At 65.9% G+C, this 17,988-nt stretch carries 16 protein-coding genes; 4 read left to right on the top strand and 12 right to left on the bottom strand.

Annotated features, from left to right (window positions below; all coding sequences use genetic code 11):
- The first annotated feature begins 124 nt into the window (after positions 1-124).
- Positions 125-688, top strand: a complete 564-nt coding sequence (locus IEJ03_RS05220) for a DUF2062 domain-containing protein (protein ID WP_192037192.1) — start codon at positions 125-127, stop codon at positions 686-688.
- A gap of 36 nt (positions 689-724) precedes the next feature.
- On the opposite strand, the gene IEJ03_RS05215 is transcribed toward IEJ03_RS05220, so the two are convergent.
- A complete protein-coding gene (locus IEJ03_RS05215) occupies positions 725-1,432 on the bottom strand; it encodes an ATP-binding cassette domain-containing protein (RefSeq protein WP_192036620.1) in 708 nt (235 codons plus the stop codon).
- Between the two features lie 26 nt (positions 1,433-1,458).
- Positions 1,459-2,700, bottom strand: a complete 1,242-nt coding sequence (locus tag IEJ03_RS05210; RefSeq protein ID WP_192036619.1) for a lipoprotein-releasing ABC transporter permease subunit — start codon at positions 2,698-2,700, stop codon at positions 1,459-1,461.
- Between the two features lie 188 nt (positions 2,701-2,888).
- Between IEJ03_RS05210 and IEJ03_RS05205 the strand changes: the two genes are divergently transcribed.
- Both IEJ03_RS05205 and IEJ03_RS05200 read left to right on the top strand, forming a co-directional pair.
- Positions 2,889-3,941, top strand: a complete 1,053-nt coding sequence (locus IEJ03_RS05205; RefSeq protein WP_192036618.1) for an agmatine deiminase family protein — start codon at positions 2,889-2,891, stop codon at positions 3,939-3,941.
- Between the two features lie 29 nt (positions 3,942-3,970).
- Positions 3,971-4,885: a carbon-nitrogen hydrolase gene (locus IEJ03_RS05200; RefSeq protein WP_192036617.1), complete on the top strand. Its 915-nt coding sequence runs from the start codon at positions 3,971-3,973 to the stop codon at positions 4,883-4,885.
- Positions 4,886-4,976: 91 nt separating this feature from the next.
- Here the strand turns inward: IEJ03_RS05200 and IEJ03_RS05195 are convergent, their stop codons facing one another.
- The 4 genes from IEJ03_RS05195 to IEJ03_RS05180 all read right to left on the bottom strand — a co-directional run bounded on the left by IEJ03_RS05195 (position 4,977) and on the right by IEJ03_RS05180 (position 10,461).
- Positions 4,977-5,924 carry a Nudix family hydrolase gene (locus IEJ03_RS05195; protein ID WP_192036616.1) on the bottom strand — a complete coding sequence of 316 codons (948 nt, stop codon included), beginning with the start codon at positions 5,922-5,924 and terminating at the stop codon, positions 4,977-4,979.
- Positions 5,925-6,004: 80 nt separating this feature from the next.
- Complete coding sequence (gene argJ / locus IEJ03_RS05190; RefSeq protein WP_192036615.1) at positions 6,005-7,228, bottom strand: bifunctional glutamate N-acetyltransferase/amino-acid acetyltransferase ArgJ; 1,224 nt, start codon at positions 7,226-7,228, stop codon at positions 6,005-6,007.
- Positions 7,229-7,283: 55 nt separating this feature from the next.
- The gene (gene secA / locus IEJ03_RS05185; RefSeq protein WP_192036614.1) at positions 7,284-10,025 is read right to left on the bottom strand and encodes a preprotein translocase subunit SecA; all 2,742 of its coding nucleotides are present in this window, start codon (positions 10,023-10,025) and stop codon (positions 7,284-7,286) included.
- 91 nt (positions 10,026-10,116) lie between these two features.
- Positions 10,117-10,461 (bottom strand): hypothetical protein, encoded by a 345-nt coding sequence (locus tag IEJ03_RS05180; protein WP_192036613.1) that lies wholly within the window; start codon positions 10,459-10,461, stop codon positions 10,117-10,119.
- A gap of 64 nt (positions 10,462-10,525) precedes the next feature.
- Here IEJ03_RS05180 and IEJ03_RS05175 point away from each other — a divergent pair, with 64 nt between their 5' ends.
- Positions 10,526-10,987 (top strand): DciA family protein, encoded by a 462-nt coding sequence (locus tag IEJ03_RS05175; protein WP_192036612.1) that lies wholly within the window; start codon positions 10,526-10,528, stop codon positions 10,985-10,987.
- A 148-nt stretch (positions 10,988-11,135) separates the two neighbouring features.
- On the opposite strand, the gene lpxC is transcribed toward IEJ03_RS05175, so the two are convergent.
- From lpxC to murC, 6 genes are all read right to left on the bottom strand, one after another.
- Entirely contained in the window at positions 11,136-12,047 is a 912-nt protein-coding gene (lpxC, locus tag IEJ03_RS05170; RefSeq protein ID WP_192036611.1) for a UDP-3-O-acyl-N-acetylglucosamine deacetylase, read from the bottom strand.
- 115 nt (positions 12,048-12,162) lie between these two features.
- Positions 12,163-13,338 carry a cell division protein FtsZ gene (gene ftsZ / locus IEJ03_RS05165; protein WP_192036610.1) on the bottom strand — a complete coding sequence of 392 codons (1,176 nt, stop codon included), beginning with the start codon at positions 13,336-13,338 and terminating at the stop codon, positions 12,163-12,165.
- Positions 13,339-13,370: 32 nt separating this feature from the next.
- Positions 13,371-14,642, bottom strand: a complete 1,272-nt coding sequence (gene ftsA, locus IEJ03_RS05160) for a cell division protein FtsA (RefSeq protein WP_192036609.1) — start codon at positions 14,640-14,642, stop codon at positions 13,371-13,373.
- A gap of 214 nt (positions 14,643-14,856) precedes the next feature.
- Positions 14,857-15,567 carry a cell division protein FtsQ/DivIB gene (locus tag IEJ03_RS05155; protein ID WP_192036608.1) on the bottom strand — a complete coding sequence of 237 codons (711 nt, stop codon included), beginning with the start codon at positions 15,565-15,567 and terminating at the stop codon, positions 14,857-14,859.
- A gap of 6 nt (positions 15,568-15,573) precedes the next feature.
- Positions 15,574-16,506, bottom strand: coding sequence for a D-alanine--D-alanine ligase (locus IEJ03_RS05150; RefSeq protein ID WP_192036607.1), 933 nt, complete (start codon positions 16,504-16,506; stop codon positions 15,574-15,576).
- A gap of 26 nt (positions 16,507-16,532) precedes the next feature.
- Positions 16,533-17,945, bottom strand: coding sequence for a UDP-N-acetylmuramate--L-alanine ligase (murC, locus tag IEJ03_RS05145; protein WP_192037190.1), 1,413 nt, complete (start codon positions 17,943-17,945; stop codon positions 16,533-16,535).
- Between the last annotated feature and the right edge of the window lie 43 nt (positions 17,946-17,988).

Raw genomic sequence — 17,988 nt, 5'->3', positions numbered from 1 at the left:
CTCGAGGCCCTCCCTGGCCCTGTCGCGCCCTCGCATCGACCACAGCCGTGGCGAGGAGCATGGCTTGTATGGATAATGGCTGCGGATCATGCCACCCGTGCCATTCATCGCCTGCGAGCCTGCCATGCCGCGCCGCTTCCTACAGCGCTACATGCCTCACCCCGATGCCCTGACGGGTAGTCGCTCGCTGCGCTTCATGCACCACCTGATCGGCGATGCGTCGCTGTGGATGCTGTCGCGTCGCGCGGTGGCCAACGCCTTCATGGTAGGCGTGTTCTGCGCCCTGTTGCCGATTCCCTTCCAGATGGCGCTGGCCGCCGCCGGCGCCTGCCTGCTGCGCTGCAACCTGCCCCTCTCGGTGGGCCTGGTCTGGATCACCAACCCCCTGACCATGCCGATCATCTTCTATGGCAACTACCGGCTGGGCGCCTGGCTGCTGGCCACCCCGCCCCGAGCGGCGCCGGATGCCCTCTCGACCCAATGGGTGGCCGACCAGCTGCTTGATATCCTGCCGTCCCTCGCGCTGGGCTCGCTGGTCGCGGCGGTGATCACTGGACTGGCGGCCAACGTGGGCATTCGCCTGATCTGGCGCTGGCAGGTCTCGCGCAGCTGGCATAAACGCCGCCGGGAGCGTCGCCTGCGGGCCACCGAACTCGGCAACGGACGCGACAACGGCTGCCCGCACTGATCGTCCCGACCGGCGCGGACCCACCCGACGCAAACGTCAGGCGGCCGTCAGCTGGCCCCGATCCAGCTTCATCACCCGATCCTGATGGGCGGCGAGACCGGTGTCGTGGGTCACTATCACGAAGGCGCAGGCCGTCGTCCTGGCGAGCTCGTCCATCATCGACAGGATGCTGGCCGCGGTGGTCTGATCGAGATTACCGGTGGGCTCGTCCATCAGCACCAGGCTCGGGTCGGTGATCAGCGCCCGGGCGATCGCCACCCGCTGACGCTCGCCGCCTGACAGCTCGCCGGGCTTGTGATCGCGGCGCCCGGCCATGCCGACGCGCTCGAGGATCTGTGCGGCACGCTGACAGGCCTCCTTGCGCGACTGGCCGCGCACGATCAACGGCAGGGCGGCGTTCTCCAGGGCAGTCAGTTCGGCCAGCAGATGGTGGAACTGGTAGACGAAGCCGATATGGCGGTTGCGAAAACGCCCCAGTTGGCTCTCGCCCAGCTCGGCCAGTGACTGACCGGCCACCTTGACGCTGCCGGCGCTGGGCCGATCCAACCCGCCCAGCAGGTTGAGCAGCGTCGTCTTGCCCGAGCCGGAACTGCCGACCACCGCGACCCGTTCGCCGGCGCGCACCTCGAGATCGAGATTCTCGAGCACCGTCACGTCCTGGGGCCCTTCATGATAGATGCGCGTCAGGCCCCGGCACTCCAGCAGCACCTGGCCGGCCTGGGGGGAGGCTTGCTCCGCGGTCATGGATGTCTCCTTGCTCATCGAGGGCCTCACTCGTAACGCAGCACATCGGCCGGCTGGATGCGCGAGGCACGCCAGGCCGGATACAGGGTGGACAGGAAGGTCAGCACGAAGGCCGCCAGGGTGATCACGCCCACATCGGACCACTGCAGGCGAGACGGCAGATAGCTGATGAAGTAGACGTTGGCATCCAGGAACTGGATACCGGTGGCCGCCTCGAACCAGGCGATCAGGTCGGCAATCGTCAGCGCCAGGGTCACCCCGACGCCGACGCCGATCAGGATGCCGATGATGCCGATCGCCAGCCCCTGAACGATGAAAATCCCCATGATCGAGCCCGGCGTCGCCCCGATGGTACGCAGGATGGCGATATCCGCCTTCTTGTCGGTGACCACCATGACCAGGGTCGAGACGATGTTGAAGGCCGCCACGGCGATGATCACGGTCAGCAGCAGACCGATCATGCGCTTCTCCATCTGGATCGCCTGGAAGAGATTGCCGTGGGTCAGGGTCCAGTCGATGCCCCGATAGCCCGGCCCCAGGTCGTCGATGATCGCCCGGGTCTCGCCGTGGGCGGCGAACAGATCATCGAATTCCAGCCTAAGTCCCCCAACGGCATCTCCCATGCGTGCCAGGGTCTGCATGTCGGCGATATGGGCATAGGCGAGGCTGGCGTCGAGATCGGCGCCGACGCTGAAGATGCCGCTCACGGTGAAGCGCTTCAGGCGCGGGAAGACGCCTCCCGGGGTGATCGAGGCCTCGGGCACCAGCAGGGTGACGCGATCCCCCACCCCGACGCCCAGGCGCCTGGCCAGCAGCTCGCCGAGCACCATCTTCCATTCCCCGGCCTTCAGGTCATCGAGGCTGCCCTGCACCATATGATCATCGATGATCGACACCTTGGCCTCGGCATCCGGGGCGATGCCGTTGACCATGGCGCCCTCATTGCGCCCGCCGATCGAGAACATGCCCTGCTGCTGCACATAGGGGGCGGCCCCGATCACCCGCTCGCGCTGCGTCAGCCGCTCGGCCAGCGGCTGCCAGTCCGTCATCCCCGACGGCGCCTCGATGCGGGTGTGGGGCACCATGCCCAGCACTCGGGAGCGCAGCTCGTGGTCAAAGCCGTTCATCACCGACAGCACCAGGATCAGCACGGCCACACCGAGCATCAGCCCCAGCATCGAGGTCAACGAGATGAAGGAAATAAAGTGATTGCGTCGCTTGGCGCGCACGTAGCGCAGTCCCAGCATAAATGGCAGACGGTCGAGCATCGCGATCGGTTCCTTGTCAGCGGGCGCTCATGGTACGGTTTTTTGCCTGGCGGCGCATGTGCGCCCCGGGCAAGGCGGTTATCCGTCGCCGGTCCCCTTGCATCCCGGCAGCGCTCACCCTACATTGCGCCGTCCCCCGGGGCAGGCACCTGCCCGGCCCCGACGAGCATACCCGTGAGAAGACTGCGATGGCTAACCGCTTGTTCCCCGAGTGGCATCCCCAGGATGCCGTGCAACTGACCTGGCCCTCCGCCGACAGCGACTGGGCGCCGATGCTTTCGCGCATCGAAGCCACGCTTGAGCGTCTGGTGGTGGCCATCGCCCGCTACCAGCGCGTACTGATCGGCGTCGCCGATACCGCTACCCGGACGCGCCTGGCGGCTACCTTTTCTCACCTCGGCGTACCCGTGACCCGACTTCAGTTCTGCGTGGTGCCAAGCGACGACACCTGGGCGCGGGATCACGGGCCGATCGGCATCGAGCGCGATGGCCATCTGACCCTGCTGGACTATCGCTTCACCGGCTGGGGGGGCAAGTTCCCCGCCGAGCGCGACGATGCCCTCAACCGGGCGATGGCCGATCAGGGCGTCTTCGCCGCCCCGCTGGAATCCCGCAAGCTGATCCTCGAGGGCGGCGCCATCGAGAGCGATGGCGCGGGCACCCTCCTGACCACCGAGGCCTGCCTGCTCAACGAGAATCGCAACCCCGCGCTCGACCGGGACGCCATCGAGGCCCAGCTGGCCAAGGACTTCGGCGTGACCCGGGTGCTGTGGCTCGCCAACGGCCACCTGGAGGGCGATGACACCGACAGCCATGTCGACACCCTGGCCCGCTTCTGCGACCCGCAGACCATCGCCTATGTGCGCTGTGACGATCCCAGCGATGCGCACTACCCGGCGCTTTGTGCCATGGAAGATGAACTCAGGGCACTGCGCCAGGCCGACGGGAGCCCCTACCGGCTGATTCCGCTGCCCTGGCCCCGGCCCTGCTTCGACCCGGAGGATGGCCACCGCCTGCCAGCCACCTACGCCAACTTCCTGATCATCAATGGCGCCGTGCTGGTGCCGACCTACGGCGATGCGGCGGACAGCGTCGCCCTGGCGGCGCTCGCCACGGCCTTCCCCGACCGCGACCTGATCCCCATCGACTGTCGCGAGGTGATCCGCCAGCACGGTAGCCTGCACTGCCTGACCATGCAGCTGCCACAGGGCAGCCTCGCCGCCACCCATCTCTCTCTTTGATCCAGCCGTCGAATCTCAGGAGTGATCCAATGACTCAGACCCTCACCGTCGGCCTGGTCCAGCAACGTGCCTGGCCCGACAAGGCCAAAAGCCTCGATGAGACCGAAGCGGGCGCCCGCGAGCTCGCGGCGCGCGGCGCCGAGCTAGTGCTGCTTCAGGAGCTGCATGCCAGCCACTACTTCTGCCAGTACGAGGACCCGGCGGTCTTCGACCTGGCCGAACCGCTGGACGGCCCCACCGGTCGTCGGCTGGCGGCGCTGGCCGCCGAACTCGACATCGTGCTGGTCGGCTCGCTGTTCGAGCGCCGGGCCGCCGGGCTCTACCACAACACCGCGGTGGTCTATGACCGGGCCAAGGGTGCGGTGGGCCACTATCGCAAGATGCACATTCCCGACGACCCGGGCTTCTACGAGAAGTTCTACTTCACCCCGGGCGACGCCGAGGGAGTCACGGCCAAGGATCCACTGGGCGGCTTCTCCCCCATCGACACCTCGGTGGGACGTCTGGGCCTGCTGGTCTGCTGGGATCAGTGGTACCCCGAGGCGGCCCGCCTGATGGCCCTGGCCGGCGCCGAGCTGCTGCTCTACCCCACCGCCATCGGCTGGACGCCGTCCGACGAGACCGACGAGAAGGCTCGCCAGAAGGATGCCTGGACCCTCATCCAGCGTTCTCATGGGGTGGCCAACGGCCTGCCGGTGCTGGTGGCCAATCGCGTCGGCCACGAGCCCGATCACAGCGGCGCCAGCGAGGGCATCGATTTCTGGGGTGGCAGCTTCGTCTGCGGGCCTCAGGGCGAACTGCTGGCCCATGCCGGCGAAGAGGGCCAGCGCCTCCTGGTCGAGGTCGACATGGGCCGAGCCGAGGACACCCGGCGCATCTGGCCCTTCCTACGCGACCGGCGCATCGATGCCTATGGCGACCTGACCCGCCGCTTCCGGGACTAGGTGCGCTCGAAGCCAGGATAAGTCTCACGCCAACGAAAAACCCCCGGGGCCTTGAACTGGCCCACGGGGGTTTTTCATCTTGCGACGGGAGTTATTTCCAGAAGTCGCGAATAGAGGCGATGCCCTGGGCGCCCACGGCGCGGGCATGGTTGGCATCGAAGCGGGTCATGCCGCCCAGCGCGAAGACCGGCATGGCGGCGGTCTCCACCAGCTGCTGGAAGTCGTGCCAGCCGAGCGGCGCCGCGTCCGGGTGGGTCGGGGTGGTGCGCAGCGGCGACAGGGTCACGAAGTCACAGCCGATGCGGCCGGCCTGCTCCAGCTGCTCGGCATTGTGAGCCGAGGCCGACTGCCACTTGCCCTGTGCCAGCGGACGACGCTCGAGGCTCATCAGTCGCTCGCTGGTCAGATGGATGCCGTCGGCATCCACCTCGTCCAGCAGCTCAGGCTCACCGTTGAGCTGCAGGCGAGCCCCGTGCTTGCGGCAGATCGCGAGCGCGCCCTCGGCACGGGCCAGGTAGGCCTCGCGATCGAGCTGCTTAGCACGTAGCTGCACCAGGCGAACCTGATCCTCGACCAAGGCGCGCTCGAGCTTGGTGTAGAAGACCTCGTCGTCGTCTTCCTCGCCGGTGATCAGGCACTCGGTGGGCAGGATCACCGCCCTCAGGATCGGCAGGTTGGCCGCCGGGAAGGGGTAGTTGAAGAGCTCGTCCTTGGCGACCCAACGCACGGCCTGCCCCTCGCGACCGAACGGCTCGCCGGCGAAGGCATGCACCTGCCACACGTCCAGCAGGATATGCTTGTCGGGATACTCATGATGCACCCGGATCAGCGGCTGGGCGCGATGGATCTCGACACCGAGCTCCTCATGCAACTCGCGTTTCAGGGCCTCAAAGCCGGTTTCATAGGGCGCCAACTTGCCACCGGGGAATTCCCACAGGCCGCCCTGATCGACGTTGGAGGGGCGCCGGGCGATCAACACCTGGGCCGCATCCTCGCTGACGATGGCGGCGGCAGCCACATGTACCCTTCTCTTGACCATTGTGTGTATTACCTTTCAAACATGAAGAACGCGCTACCCGCAGCACCCCTGAGGGGCATCGCGGCAGCGGCCGGCCAGGCCTAGCTGCGGTAGTCGGCGTTGATGGTGACATAATCGTGGGACAAGTCTGAGGTCCAGACGGTGGCCCGGGCCTCGCCGCGTCCCAGTCGAATGCGGATGCGAATTTCCTCTCGTGCCATAACGGCGCTGCCGGCTTCCTCGGTGTAGCAGGCGGCCCGCCCTCCCTGCTCGACCAGGCGCACCTCGCCCAGGTCGATGACCACCCGGTCGACGTCGAAATTCTCGACCGGCGCACGCCCCACCGCGGCGAGAATACGGCCCCAGTTGGCGTCCGAGGCATAGAGCGCGGTCTTGACCAGCGGCGAATGCGCCACCGTGAAGGCCACGTCCAGCGCCTCCTGGCGAGTCGAGGCCTCCTCGATCTCCAGGGTGACGAACTTGGTCGCACCCTCGCCGTCACGAATGATCGCCTGAGCCAGCTCGATCAGCACCTCATCGAGGGCGACGCGGAACGCCTCGAGGGCCGCATCACTCTCGAGGGCCGGACCGTGGCCGGTGGCCACCAGCATGCAGGCATCGTTGGTGGAGGTATCGCTGTCCACGGTGATGCAGTTAAAGGAGCGGCTTACGCCCTCGCGCAACAGGGTCTCGAGCCGGGCCTGAGGGATCGCCGCATCGGTGGCCACGAACCCCAGCATGGTCGCCATGTTGGGCTGGATCATGCCCGAGCCCTTGCTGATGCCGGCGATGGTCACCGTTTCCCCGTCGATGGTGAAGGTGCGCGTCGCCCCCTTCGGCCGGGTATCGGTGGTCAGGATGCCCTCGGCGGCAGCCTCCCAGCCGTCCTCCCCAAGTGCCTCGAGGGCCTCAGGCATGGCCCCCAGCAGCCGCTCCATAGGCAGCGGCTCGCCGATCACGCCGGTGGAGAACGGCAGCACCGCCTCGCCCTCGACGCCGGCCAGGCGCGCCAGTTCATCGCAGCTCGCCTCGGCATCACGCATGCCGACGGCGCCGGTGCCGGCATTGGCATTGCCGGTATTGATCACGAAGTAGCGCGGGGCAAGCCCCCGCTCTCCGCGCGCCGCCAGATGCTGCCTGGCCACGTGAACCGGCGCCGCACAGAAGGCGTTGCGAGTGAAGGTGCCGGCGACGCTGGCCCCCTCCGGCACCTCGATGACCACCAGATCTCGACGCCCGGGTTGCTTGATACCCGCACTGGCGGTGCCCAGCCGCAGGCCCTTGATCACCGGCATCTGCGGAAAGACCGTTTCACCCACTGCCATGCCTATACTCCCTCGTTCGTCGCCGGCCGGCGGCATCTGTTGCCGCCGGCATCCATCAGTTCAGTGTGCCGTGGCACTGCTTGTATTTCTTGCCGGACCCGCAGGGGCAGGGCTCGTTACGCCCCACCTTGGGCCCCTCACGACGCACGGGCTGACCGTCACCGCCCTCGGCGGCCGTCTGTTCGGCCGGTGCCTCAGCGGGGCTTGCCGCGGCTTCATCGTGGCGACTGGCGGCGCCGGCCTGTTCGCGGGCCAGGGTCTCGCGGCGCTGCTGTTCGAGCTCGTCGACCTCTTCCTGACGACGCACCTGAACGTGGCTCAGGATGCGCGTGATATCGGCCTTGATGTTGCCAAGCAGACCCTGGAACAGTTCGAAGGCTTCGCGCTTGTATTCCTGCTTCGGGTTCTTCTGGGCGTAGCCACGCAGGTGGATGCCGCGACGCAGGTGGTCCATCGACTGAAGGTGTTCCTTCCAGCGGGTGTCCAGCACCTGCAGCATCACCTGCTTCTCGAAGCGGCGCATCAAGGGCTCGCCGACGGCGGCCACCTTGTCGTCATAGAGCTTGCGGTGCGCTTCCTGGAGGCGCTCGCGCAGCTGCTCCTCGCTGAGACGGGCATCCTCGGCGGACCACTCGGTGACCGGCGTTTCGAGGTTGAACTCGGCCTTGAGGTGCGCCTCGAGTCCCGCCAGGTCCCACTGCTCGGGCAGACTTTGAGGCGGCACGAAGTCGCTGATGGCTTCATCCAGCACCTCGGCGCGAATGCCCAGCACGTTCTCGGAGACGTCCTCCGCCTCGAGGATGTCGTTGCGCTGCTCGTAGATCACGCGCCGCTGGTCATTGGCCACGTCGTCATATTCGAGCAGCTGCTTGCGGATATCGAAGTTACGGCCCTCAACCTTCTTCTGGGCCCGCTCGACGGCGTTGGACACCATCTTGTGCTCGATGGCCTCGCCTCGCTCCAGGCCCAGCGCCTGCATCAGTCGCTGCACCCGGTCGGAACCGAACAAGCGCATCAGGCTGTCTTCCAGCGACAGGAAGAAGCGCGTCGAGCCCGGATCCCCCTGACGGCCCGAGCGACCGCGCAGCTGGTTGTCGATCCGCCGCGATTCGTGACGCTCGGAACCGATCACGTGCAGGCCACCCGCCGCCAGCACGGCGTCGTGCCGTTCCTGCCAAGCGGCCTTGATGGCCTCGACACGGGCCTCATCCGGGCTATCGAGTTCGGCGACCTCGGCCTCCCAGCTGCCGCCGAGCATGATGTCGGTACCGCGACCGGCCATGTTGGTGGCGATGGTCACCGCCCCGGGACGGCCCGCCTGGGCGATGATCTGCGCCTCGCTCTGGTGCTGCTTGGCGTTCAGTACATTGAAGTCCATGCCGGCCTTTCGCATCAGCCCGGCCAGGTATTCGGAGGTCTCGATGGAGGCGGTGCCCACCAGCACCGGACGGCCGGCCTCGGTCTCGGCCTGGACATCCTTGATGATCGCCTCGAACTTCTCCTCCGCCGTGAGATAGACCAGGTCATTGAGGTCGCGGCGCACCAGCGGCCGGTTGGTGGGAATCACCATCACGTCCAGGCCGTAGATCTGGCGGAACTCGAAGGCCTCGGTATCGGCGGTGCCGGTCATGCCGGAGAGCTTCTCGTAGAGGCGGAAGTAGTTCTGGAAGGTGGTCGAGGCCAGGGTCTGGCTCTCGCGCTGAACGGTCACCCCCTCCTTGGCCTCGACCGCCTGGTGCAGGCCTTCCGACCAGCGGCGGCCCGGCATACTGCGGCCGGTATGCTCGTCGACGATCACCACCTGGCCATCGTCGATGATGTAGTCCACATCGCGCTGATAGAGATGCCGGGCCCGCAGCGCCGAATGCATGTGCTGCAGCAGGTTGAGGTTCTGGGCGGCATACAGGGAATCGTGCTCGCCGAGCAGCCCCTCGCCGCGCAGCAGGGCCTCGACCTTGTGGTGCCCCTCTTCGGTGATCTCGACCTGCTTCTGTTTCTCGTCGAGGATGAAGTCACCGTCGGGTGGCACGTCATCGTCTTCGCTCTGCTCGCCGGGCACCAGGTCGGTGGCCAAACGATTGATCACCTTGTAGAGCTCGGTGTTCTCATCCACCGGGCCGGAGATGATCAGTGGGGTGCGCGCCTCATCTATCAGGATGGAGTCGACTTCGTCGATGATCGCGTAGTGCAGCCCCCGCTGGACCTTGTCGTCCAGGGAGAAGGCCATGTTATCGCGCAGGTAGTCGAAACCGTACTCGTTGTTGGTGCCGTAGGTGATGTCGCAGGCGTAGGCCTGACGCTTCTCTTCCGGCGCCTGCCCCGAGTAGATCGACCCCACCGACAGGTCCAGGCTCTCATAGAGGGGACGCATCCATTCGGCGTCGCGACGGGCCAGGTAGTCGTTGACGGTCACCACATGCACGCCCTTGGCGGGCAGCGCGTTCAGGTAGACGGCCAGGGTGGCCACCAGGGTCTTGCCCTCGCCGGTCTTCATCTCGGCGATCCGGCCGGTGTTCAGGGCCAGGCCACCGACCATCTGGACGTCGAAATGGCGCATGCCCATGACCCGCTTGCTGGCCTCGCGGACCACCGCGAAGGCCTCGGGCAGCAGTGCATCCAGGGTCTCGCCCGCCGCCAGACGCTCGCGAAACTCGGCGGTCTTGGCACGAAGGCTGGCGTCGTCGAGTGCCTCGAAATCTGGCTCCATGGCACTGATCTTGGAGACGATCTTGCCAAAGCGTTTGACCTCGCGGTCGTTTTTCGAGCCGACCACCTTGCGCAACAAATTATTGATCATGAAAAGTCCGTTATCTACCAAGTGTCCGAATCCAGACCGCAGCGCCTCGAGCAGGCGCTGGCGTCCGCTATCCGCCCGGAGGGCGGGCATATCAGGCGGCTTGGCACGGCGGACCGCGACGGGTCAGGACATCATGCGCGGCAGAAGGAGCCAGCGACACTCTGCGCGGCAGGGGGCGAGTCGACAACCGAAGGCGCCAGCGGCGCAGCGGCCGCCAGCGACGACGGCTCGCCTGGCGGCGGCTCTCGGCCCGGATGACCGCCGGCGCCAGCCAGCAGATCTGTACCACCCGCTCCACCAGGCGCACCCCATCGGCCTGCGCCAGGCCCGCCGGCAGCAGACAACCCACCAACAAGCCCGCCAGCCACCAGCGCGTGCGCCGACGCGAGGTCGTGTCGGCGGACCGAGCCGAGCTTGGGTGAGAGGAGCCGTTCATGCTGTTGGAGTACTCGCGGGCATGGTAGATTGCCGGTCATCGATTGGCGTCAAAAGTGCAGCCCATGAGTATAAAGGTTAAGCGTTTCCGCGCCCAGCCCGCCACGTCGCTGCTGGGCGGCCGCGGCGAGCTCGGCGGCCTGATGCGCATGGCCAGCCTGATCGACCGGGCACAGCAGGAACTTCGCGCGCACCTCCCCGAGGAGGTGCGCGAGCATGTCTTCGTCGGCGGCTATCGAGACGGCAAGTTGACCCTGATCACCGATCGCGCCGTGTGGCTCACCTGGCTACGCTATGAGCAGCCGCGCCTGCTGGACCTGCTGAGACGGCGCGCGGAGTTCGAGGCGGTACTGGGGTTTCACCTCAAGGTCCGTCCGGTACGCCCCCCCAAGGCCCCGCCGCGCCATTGCCGACGACTCTCCTCCAGCGCCGCCGGAGAGATCGCCAGCTGCGCCGAGGACACCGAGGACCCGCGACTCAAGCGCGCCCTCGAGCGGCTGGCCGCCCACGCCGACGACCCGTCTTAGCCCCTCATCTCACCCTGACACAACATCCTGCCGCCCTGTTCTACGCGATCACAAAAAACGCCGCCTCCCGAAGGAAAGCGGCGTCAAGCAAGGTTGTCATCAGCTGATCGCGTGACGACGACTCGGCGAAGGGGTTACTCCCCGGGCATCACGCCATGGCCGGCGCTGCGTAGGAGATCGGGGCGGCCTGATGGGCGTCTTCGAAGGTCACCACTTCCCAGGCATCCGGCTGGGCCAGCATGGCTCGGCACAGCTGATTGTTTAGCGCGTGACCGGATTTCACGCCGCGGAATTCGCCGATCAGGCTATGCCCCAGCTGATAGAGGTCGCCGATGGCATCCAGCACCTTGTGCTTGACGAACTCGTCGTCGTAGCGCAGTCCGCCCTCGTTGACGATGCGATAATCATCGACCACCACCGCGTTGTCCAGGCTGCCGCCCAGGGCAAGATTCTGCGAGCGCAGAAATTCCAGGTCGCGCATGAAGCCGAAGGTGCGGGCCCGGGAGACCTCCTTGACGAAGGAGGTGGTCGAGAAATCAACGACCGCCGTCTGATCGCGCAGCTCCGACACCGGATGATCGAAGTCGATGGCGAAGGAGACCTTGAAACCGTGGTGCGGCAGGAAGATGGCTTCCTTGTCCCCATCACGCACGACGATCTCGCGCTTGATGCGAATGAACTTCTTGGCCGCGGCCTGCTCCTCGATGCCCGCCGACTGGATCAGGAACACGAAGGGGCCGGCACTGCCGTCCATGATCGGCACCTCGCCGGCACTCAGCTCGACGAAGACGTTGTCGATGCCGAGCCCCGCGAAGGCCGACATCAGGTGTTCGACCGTCGCCACCTTGACGTCACCCTGAGACAGGGCGGTGCACAGGGAGGTATCGGTGACCAAGTTGGCGTTCGCCGGAATCTGCACCTCGGGAGTGAGATCGGTACGAACGAAGATAACACCGGTATTGACCGGTGCCGGGCGCAGGGTCAGACAGACCTTCTCGCCCGAATGGAGACCCACGCCGGTGGCGCGGATGGTGTTCTTTAACGTGCGCTGTTTAATCATGGGCAATCGCCGAGCCGTGATATGTAGTTATCAAACGGTGTTCACTATACCAGCGAACGGCCGTTTCAACAAAGAAAACTCACCCCGGCGATCTCTATGTCAACAATAGATTGGCTCAATCGGCTTGGCGCCGCAGGAACGCCGGGATATCGAGATAGTCGTCCATGTCCTTGGCCCTGCGCTGATCGGCACGGGACTTGGCGGCCTCCTGATCGGCTGCCTTGGCCGCCTGCTGGCGGGTCACCGCCGGCTGCTGCTGCAGGGTGCGGTAGTCGGTGGTCTCGGGGCGAGACGCCGCTGATTCACGCGGGGCGCTCGCCACCTTGGGGGCACGACCGTCGAGGCCGGCCGCCACCACCGTGACACGCAGTTCATCGGACATTTCCATGTCGATGGAGGTACCAACCACGATGGTGGCATCCTGGGACGCGAATTCCTGGACGGTGGCACCCACATCGTTGAACTCGCCGATCGACAGGTCCGGCCCCGCCGTGATGTTAACCAGAATGCCGCGGGCGCCGTGCAGATCGATGTCCTCGAGCAGCGGGCTGCGAATCGCCTTCTCGGCGGCTTCCCGCGCCCGGTTCTCGCCGGTCGCCCCGCCGGTGCCCATCATCGCCATGCCCATCTCGGACATCACGGTACGCACGTCGGCGAAGTCGACGTTGATGATGCCCGGGCTGGTGATCAGCTCGGCGATGCCCTGCACGGCGCCAAGCAGCACGTCATTCGCGGCGCTGAAGGCCGTCAGCAGGCTGGCGCTCTTGCCAAGCACCGACAATAGCTTCTCGTTGGGGATGGTGATCAGCGAGTCGACATGCTCGGAGAGCTCCTTCATGCCTTCCTCGGCCGCGCGCATGCGCTTGGGTCCCTCGAAGGGGAAGGGGCGCGTCACCACGGCCACGGTCAGGATGCCGAGTTCCTTGGCCACCTGCGCTACCACCGGCGCACCGCCGGTACCGGTGCCACCGCCCATGCCCGCGGTAATGAACACCATATCGGCGCCTTCCAGCAGCTCGGCGATGCGCTCGCGATCCTCCATGGCCGCCTGACGCCCGACTTCAGGGTTGGCGCCGGCGCCAAGCCCCTTGGTAATCTCGCTTCCCAGCTGGAGAACGGTCTTGGCAGCGACCCGCTTCAGGGCCTGAGCATCGGTATTGGCACAGATGAACTCCACCCCTTCGATGCTGCTCTCGACCATGTGATTGACGGCATTGCCACCACCGCCGCCGACGCCGACCACCTTGATGACCGCGCTGCTTGAGGGTGCGTTATCAACCAGTTCGAACATGTGTCCGTCTCCTGGACCGCCTGCGGCCCGTGTCAGAAATTTCCTTTGAACCAGCCCTTGATCCTATCGAGCGCCGGCATCGTTTCCTTGAATCCCCGGGAGACGCCCTCCCTCTTCGGCTGTACCGGAACGACTCGGCCCTGTCCTTGACCAGCCTCACGCATGCCGTAATGTAGCAAACCGACTCCTGTCGAATAAATCGGGTTTCGCACCACATCGGCCAGCCCGCGAACATTTTGCGGACAGGCGATGCGCACGGGCATATGGAAGATCTCTTCGGCCAGTTCGACGACCCCTTCCATACGCGAGGTCCCGCCGGTCAGCACCACGCCCGCAGCCACCAGATCCTCGAAGCCGCTGCGACGCAACTCCTCGCGGACCAGAGTGAACAGCTCCTCGTAGCGCGGTTCGACCACTTCGGCCAGCGCCTGTCGGGACAAGTCCCGCGCCGGCCGGTCGCCCACGCTCGGCACCTTGATCATCTCGTCGCTGGCCGCGAGCTGGGTCAAGGCACAGGCATACTTGACCTTGATGTTCTCGGCATACTGAGTCGGCGTACGCAGGGCCATGGCGATATCATTGGTGACCTGATCGCCGGCGATGGGAATGACCGCCGTGTGGCGAATCGCCCCCTCGGTGAAGACCGCGATATCGGTGGTCCCGCCACCGATATCCACCATGCAGACACCGAGTTCACGCTCGTCCTCGGTGAGCACGGCATGGCTGGACGCCAGCTGCTCGAGGATGATCGCATCGACCTCGAGGCCACAGCGGCGCACGCATTTCTCGATGTTCTGCACGGCATTGAGGGCCGCCGTGACCAGATGAACGCGGGCCTCGAGACGCACCCCTGACATGCCTAGAGGCTCACGGATGCCCTCCTGTGTATCGATGGCAAACTCCTGGGGCAATACGTGCAGCACCCGCTGGCCCTCGGAGATGGCCCGCGCCCGGGCCGAGTCGATCACCCGCTCGATGTCCGACGAGGACACCTCACGGTCCTTGATGGCGACCACCCCATCAGAATTCATCGAACTGATATGGCTACCGGCGATGCCGACATAGACCGAATGTATATCGCAGCCGGCCATCAACTCGGCTTCCTCGACGGCACGCTGAATCGACTGGACGGTCGATTCGATATTGATCACGACGCCCTTCTTCATGCCCCGAGAGGGGTGCGAACCGATGCCGGCAATCTCGATGCCTCCATCGTCGCTGGGCTGCCCGACGATCGCCACCACCTTGGATGTTCCGATATCCAGCCCGACTACCATATTAGAAGCGTTGGAATGTCCTGCCATGGGTCGGGAATACTCCTAGAAACTGTTCGGATGATCATCCGTGAGTCCGCAATAAAGTCGCATAGGTAGCAATTATAGGAACAACTGCCCTAGTTTCACCACCCCAGCATAAATACCCGTCACACGATAAGCGCTTTTATCACGGAAAGAAACACCCGAAACCCCCAGCTGGCGGGCGCTGTACCGAAAAAAGGTACTGCCCCCTATTCCCGGCTCATGGTTCGACCGGCACCGTCTCGCCATGCCAGGCCACGGCCACGCCATTGGGGTATCGCAGGTCGATGTAGCGGATTTGCGACGCCTCGCCACCCAATTGCCGCCGCCAGGCGGCCTCGAGTCGCGCCAACCGGGCATCATGAACGCTGCGCCCCAGCATGACCCACACGCCGCCGTCGAGCTGCAGCCGCCAGGCCCCCCTGGGCTCGAGGCGCAGCTGTCGAATCTCGATCCCCAAGGCGGCGAAACGACGCTGCAGGCGATCATAATAGGTCAGCACTTCGGCCCCGCTTCCGAGGGGCCCGGCCAGATCGGCGAGCCCCTCGGGAGGAGAGACGGATCCATAGGCGAAGGGCTCACCACGGGGGTTGAGCAGGGCGTCATCACGCCAGCGCGCCACCGGCTCCTGCTCGAAGAGCTCAAGCGTCAAGGCATCCGGCCACTGCCGCGACACTCGAACCTCGGCGAGCCAGCCGATGTCGCGCACCCGCTGGCGAAGCTCACCGAGATCCAGTGACAACCAGGACTGACCTTCGATCAGCGGAGCCAGCTGCTCGCGCAGATAGTCGGCGCTGACATGCTCGAACTCGCCGCGGATCGAGACCCGATCGATGGGACGGTCCAGCCACAGCCACAGCACCCGACCGCCGGCGACCAGCAGCACGATGAACAGGATCAGACCAAGCCAGGGGCCTTTGGTGCGCTGCATGACCGCTCAGGACGCCCGCAAGGCGTCGAGGCTGGAATCGAGGATACGCAGTACCAGCGAATCGAAGTCGATCCCCGCATGAGCCGCGGCCTGGGGCACCAGGCTGTGATCGGTCATGCCCGGCACGGTGTTGACCTCGAGCAGCCAGAAGCGTCCTTCGCCGTCGCGCATCACGTCGACCCGCCCCCAGCCCTGGGCACCGATGGCCTCGAAGGCACGCCGGCTCAAGTTTCCCAGGGCCTTCTCCTCCTCGGCGGCGAGCCCGCAGGGCAGATGGTAGAGCGTCTCGTTGGACAGGTACTTGGCCTCGTAGTCATAGAAACCGCTGGGCACCTCGACCCGAATCGCCGGCAGCACGCTGTCACCGAGCAGGGACACCGTATACTCGGGCCCCCGCACGAAACGCTCCGCCATCACGGCCGCATCGAAACGCGAGGCGCCGCGGTAGGCCGCCTCCAGCGCCTCGGGACTCTCGACCACGGTGATACCTAGGGTCGACCCCTCATGCACCGGCTTGACGATCAGCGGCAGCCCCAGGGTCTCGCAGACACTCGGCCAGTCGGATGCAGCGTCAAGGGTCAGGCTCTGCGGCGTGGGCAACCCGGCATCCTGCCAGACCGCCTTGGTGCGCTGCTTGTCCATGCCGAGTGCCGAGGCCAGTACACCGCTGCCGGTGAAGGGAATCCCGAGCAGGGACAGCGCCCCTTGCAGGGTACCGTCCTCGCCCACTCCGCCGTGCAGGGCAATGAAGACACGATCCGGGGCCAGCGCCTGCAGGCCCGCGAGGCCATCCTTGGCCAGGTCATAGCCGATGGCCTCGACGCCACTGCGCTCGAGCGAGGCGAGGATCGCACTGCCGCTGATCAGCGACACCTCACGCTCGGCGGAGGCCCCTCCATAGACCACCACCACCCGGCCATAGCACTCGGGACGCCTCATCGCGCCTTTCATCATCGCATCATCCGTCATAGCACTACCTTATCGAGCTCGAGGCTCTGGTCGGCGAGCCCTAGGGCGATACCACCGACATCCCCGGCGCCCTGGGTGATCAGGATATCGTCGGGACGCAGCACCCGCTTCAACAGATCGGGCAGCTCCGCCTTGTGCTCGACGAACAGCGGATCGATCCGCCCACGCTGGCGAATCGAGCCGGCCAGGGTCTTGCCCTCGGCGCCCGGAATCGGGGTCTCACCGGCGGAATAGACGTCCAGCAGCACCAGGGTGTCCACCTCGGAGAGCACCCGCACGAAGTCCTCGTAAAGATCCCGGGTCCGCGAATAGCGGTGAGGCTGATAGACCATCACCAGGCGCCGCTCGGGCCAGCCGGCACGGATCGCCCGGATCACCATCTCCACCTCGCGCGGATGGTGGCCATAGTCATCGATCAGCATGACCTCACCTCCGCCCTCAGGGGCCGGATACTCGCCGTGCACCTGGAAGCGGCGCCCGACGCCTTCGAAGCTGGCCAGGCCGCTGAGAATGGCGGCATCCGAGACCCCGGCATCGCAGGCCACCGCGATCGCCGCCAGGGCATTCAGGGCATTGTGCTCACCCGGCATGGCCAGGCGCACCGCCAGTGGCGACTGACCATCGGGACGCCGCACGGTGAAGCGCACCTCGCCAGCGTCTTGGACGAAGTCGATGAGGCGATAGTCGGCGTCTTCGCTGAAACCGTAGGTGACGAACTGGCGGTGCACGCGATCCAGCAGACCGCGCACGTGATCGTCGTCGACGCACAGCACGGCGAGGCCGTAGAACGGCAGGTTGTGCAGGAACTCGACGAAGGTGTCCTTGAGCCGCTCGAAATCGCCCCCGTAGGTGCTCATGTGATCGGCGTCGATGTTGGTGACGATGGATACCATGGGCTGCAGGTGCAGGAAGGAGGCGTCCGACTCGTCGGCCTCGGCCACCAGGTAGTCGCCCTCGCCGAGCCGCGCATTGGTGCCTGCGCTGGTCAGCTTGCCGCCGATCACGAAGGTCGGGTCCAGTCCGCCCTCGGCCAGCAGAGTCGAGGTGATGCTGGTGGTGGTCGTCTTGCCGTGGGTGCCGGCCACGGCGATGCCGTGGCGAAAGCGCATCAGCTCGGCGAGCATCTCGGCGCGGCGCACCACCGGCACGCGATGTTCCTGGGCCCAGCGGATCTCGGGGTTGGCGGGATCGATGGCGGTGGAGACCACCACCACATCGGCCTTCTCCACATGCTCGGCGGCGTGCCCCAGCATCACGCGAATCCCGCACTGGCGCAGATGAGCCACCACCGAGGATTCCTTCAGGTCGCTGCCGCTGACCCGATAGCCCTGATTGGCCAGCACCTCGGCGATGCCGCACATGCCGGCGCCGCCAATGCCGACGAAATGGATGCGGCGAATACGCCGCATGCCGGGCCCGCGGACATCGCTGCCACCCGGCGGCAGTTGCTTG

It is taken from the genome of Halomonas sp. YLGW01 (genome assembly GCF_014840935.1).
Taxonomy (GTDB): Bacteria; Pseudomonadota; Gammaproteobacteria; order Pseudomonadales; family Halomonadaceae; genus Onishia.
The sequence above is the reverse complement of the archived record's forward strand: the minus strand, read 5'-3'. Positions and strand labels throughout refer to the sequence as shown.

What these genes read in the sequence shown, in the direction of transcription:
- IEJ03_RS05220 (WP_192037192.1), top strand. Translation starts at nt 125, where the DNA reads ATGCCGCGCCGCTTCCTACAGCGCTACATGCCTCACCCCGATGCCCTG.
- IEJ03_RS05200 (WP_192036617.1), top strand. Translation starts at nt 3,971, where the DNA reads ATGACTCAGACCCTCACCGTCGGCCTGGTCCAGCAACGTGCCTGGCCC.
- IEJ03_RS05215 (WP_192036620.1), bottom strand. Translation starts at nt 1,432, where the DNA reads ATGACCGCGGAGCAAGCCTCCCCCCAGGCCGGCCAGGTGCTGCTGGAG.
- IEJ03_RS05205 (WP_192036618.1), top strand. Translation starts at nt 2,889, where the DNA reads ATGGCTAACCGCTTGTTCCCCGAGTGGCATCCCCAGGATGCCGTGCAA.
- IEJ03_RS05175 (WP_192036612.1), top strand. Translation starts at nt 10,526, where the DNA reads ATGAGTATAAAGGTTAAGCGTTTCCGCGCCCAGCCCGCCACGTCGCTG.
- IEJ03_RS05180 (WP_192036613.1), bottom strand. Translation starts at nt 10,461, where the DNA reads ATGAACGGCTCCTCTCACCCAAGCTCGGCTCGGTCCGCCGACACGACC.
- ftsZ (WP_192036610.1), bottom strand. Translation starts at nt 13,338, where the DNA reads ATGTTCGAACTGGTTGATAACGCACCCTCAAGCAGCGCGGTCATCAAG.
- argJ (WP_192036615.1), bottom strand. Translation starts at nt 7,228, where the DNA reads ATGGCAGTGGGTGAAACGGTCTTTCCGCAGATGCCGGTGATCAAGGGC.
- murC (WP_192037190.1), bottom strand. Translation starts at nt 17,945, where the DNA reads ATGCGGCGTATTCGCCGCATCCATTTCGTCGGCATTGGCGGCGCCGGC.
- ftsA (WP_192036609.1), bottom strand. Translation starts at nt 14,642, where the DNA reads ATGGCAGGACATTCCAACGCTTCTAATATGGTAGTCGGGCTGGATATC.
- lpxC (WP_192036611.1), bottom strand. Translation starts at nt 12,047, where the DNA reads ATGATTAAACAGCGCACGTTAAAGAACACCATCCGCGCCACCGGCGTG.
- IEJ03_RS05210 (WP_192036619.1), bottom strand. Translation starts at nt 2,700, where the DNA reads ATGCTCGACCGTCTGCCATTTATGCTGGGACTGCGCTACGTGCGCGCC.
- IEJ03_RS05150 (WP_192036607.1), bottom strand. Translation starts at nt 16,506, where the DNA reads ATGAGGCGTCCCGAGTGCTATGGCCGGGTGGTGGTGGTCTATGGAGGG.
- IEJ03_RS05155 (WP_192036608.1), bottom strand. Translation starts at nt 15,567, where the DNA reads ATGCAGCGCACCAAAGGCCCCTGGCTTGGTCTGATCCTGTTCATCGTG.
- IEJ03_RS05195 (WP_192036616.1), bottom strand. Translation starts at nt 5,924, where the DNA reads ATGGTCAAGAGAAGGGTACATGTGGCTGCCGCCGCCATCGTCAGCGAG.
- secA (WP_192036614.1), bottom strand. Translation starts at nt 10,025, where the DNA reads ATGATCAATAATTTGTTGCGCAAGGTGGTCGGCTCGAAAAACGACCGC.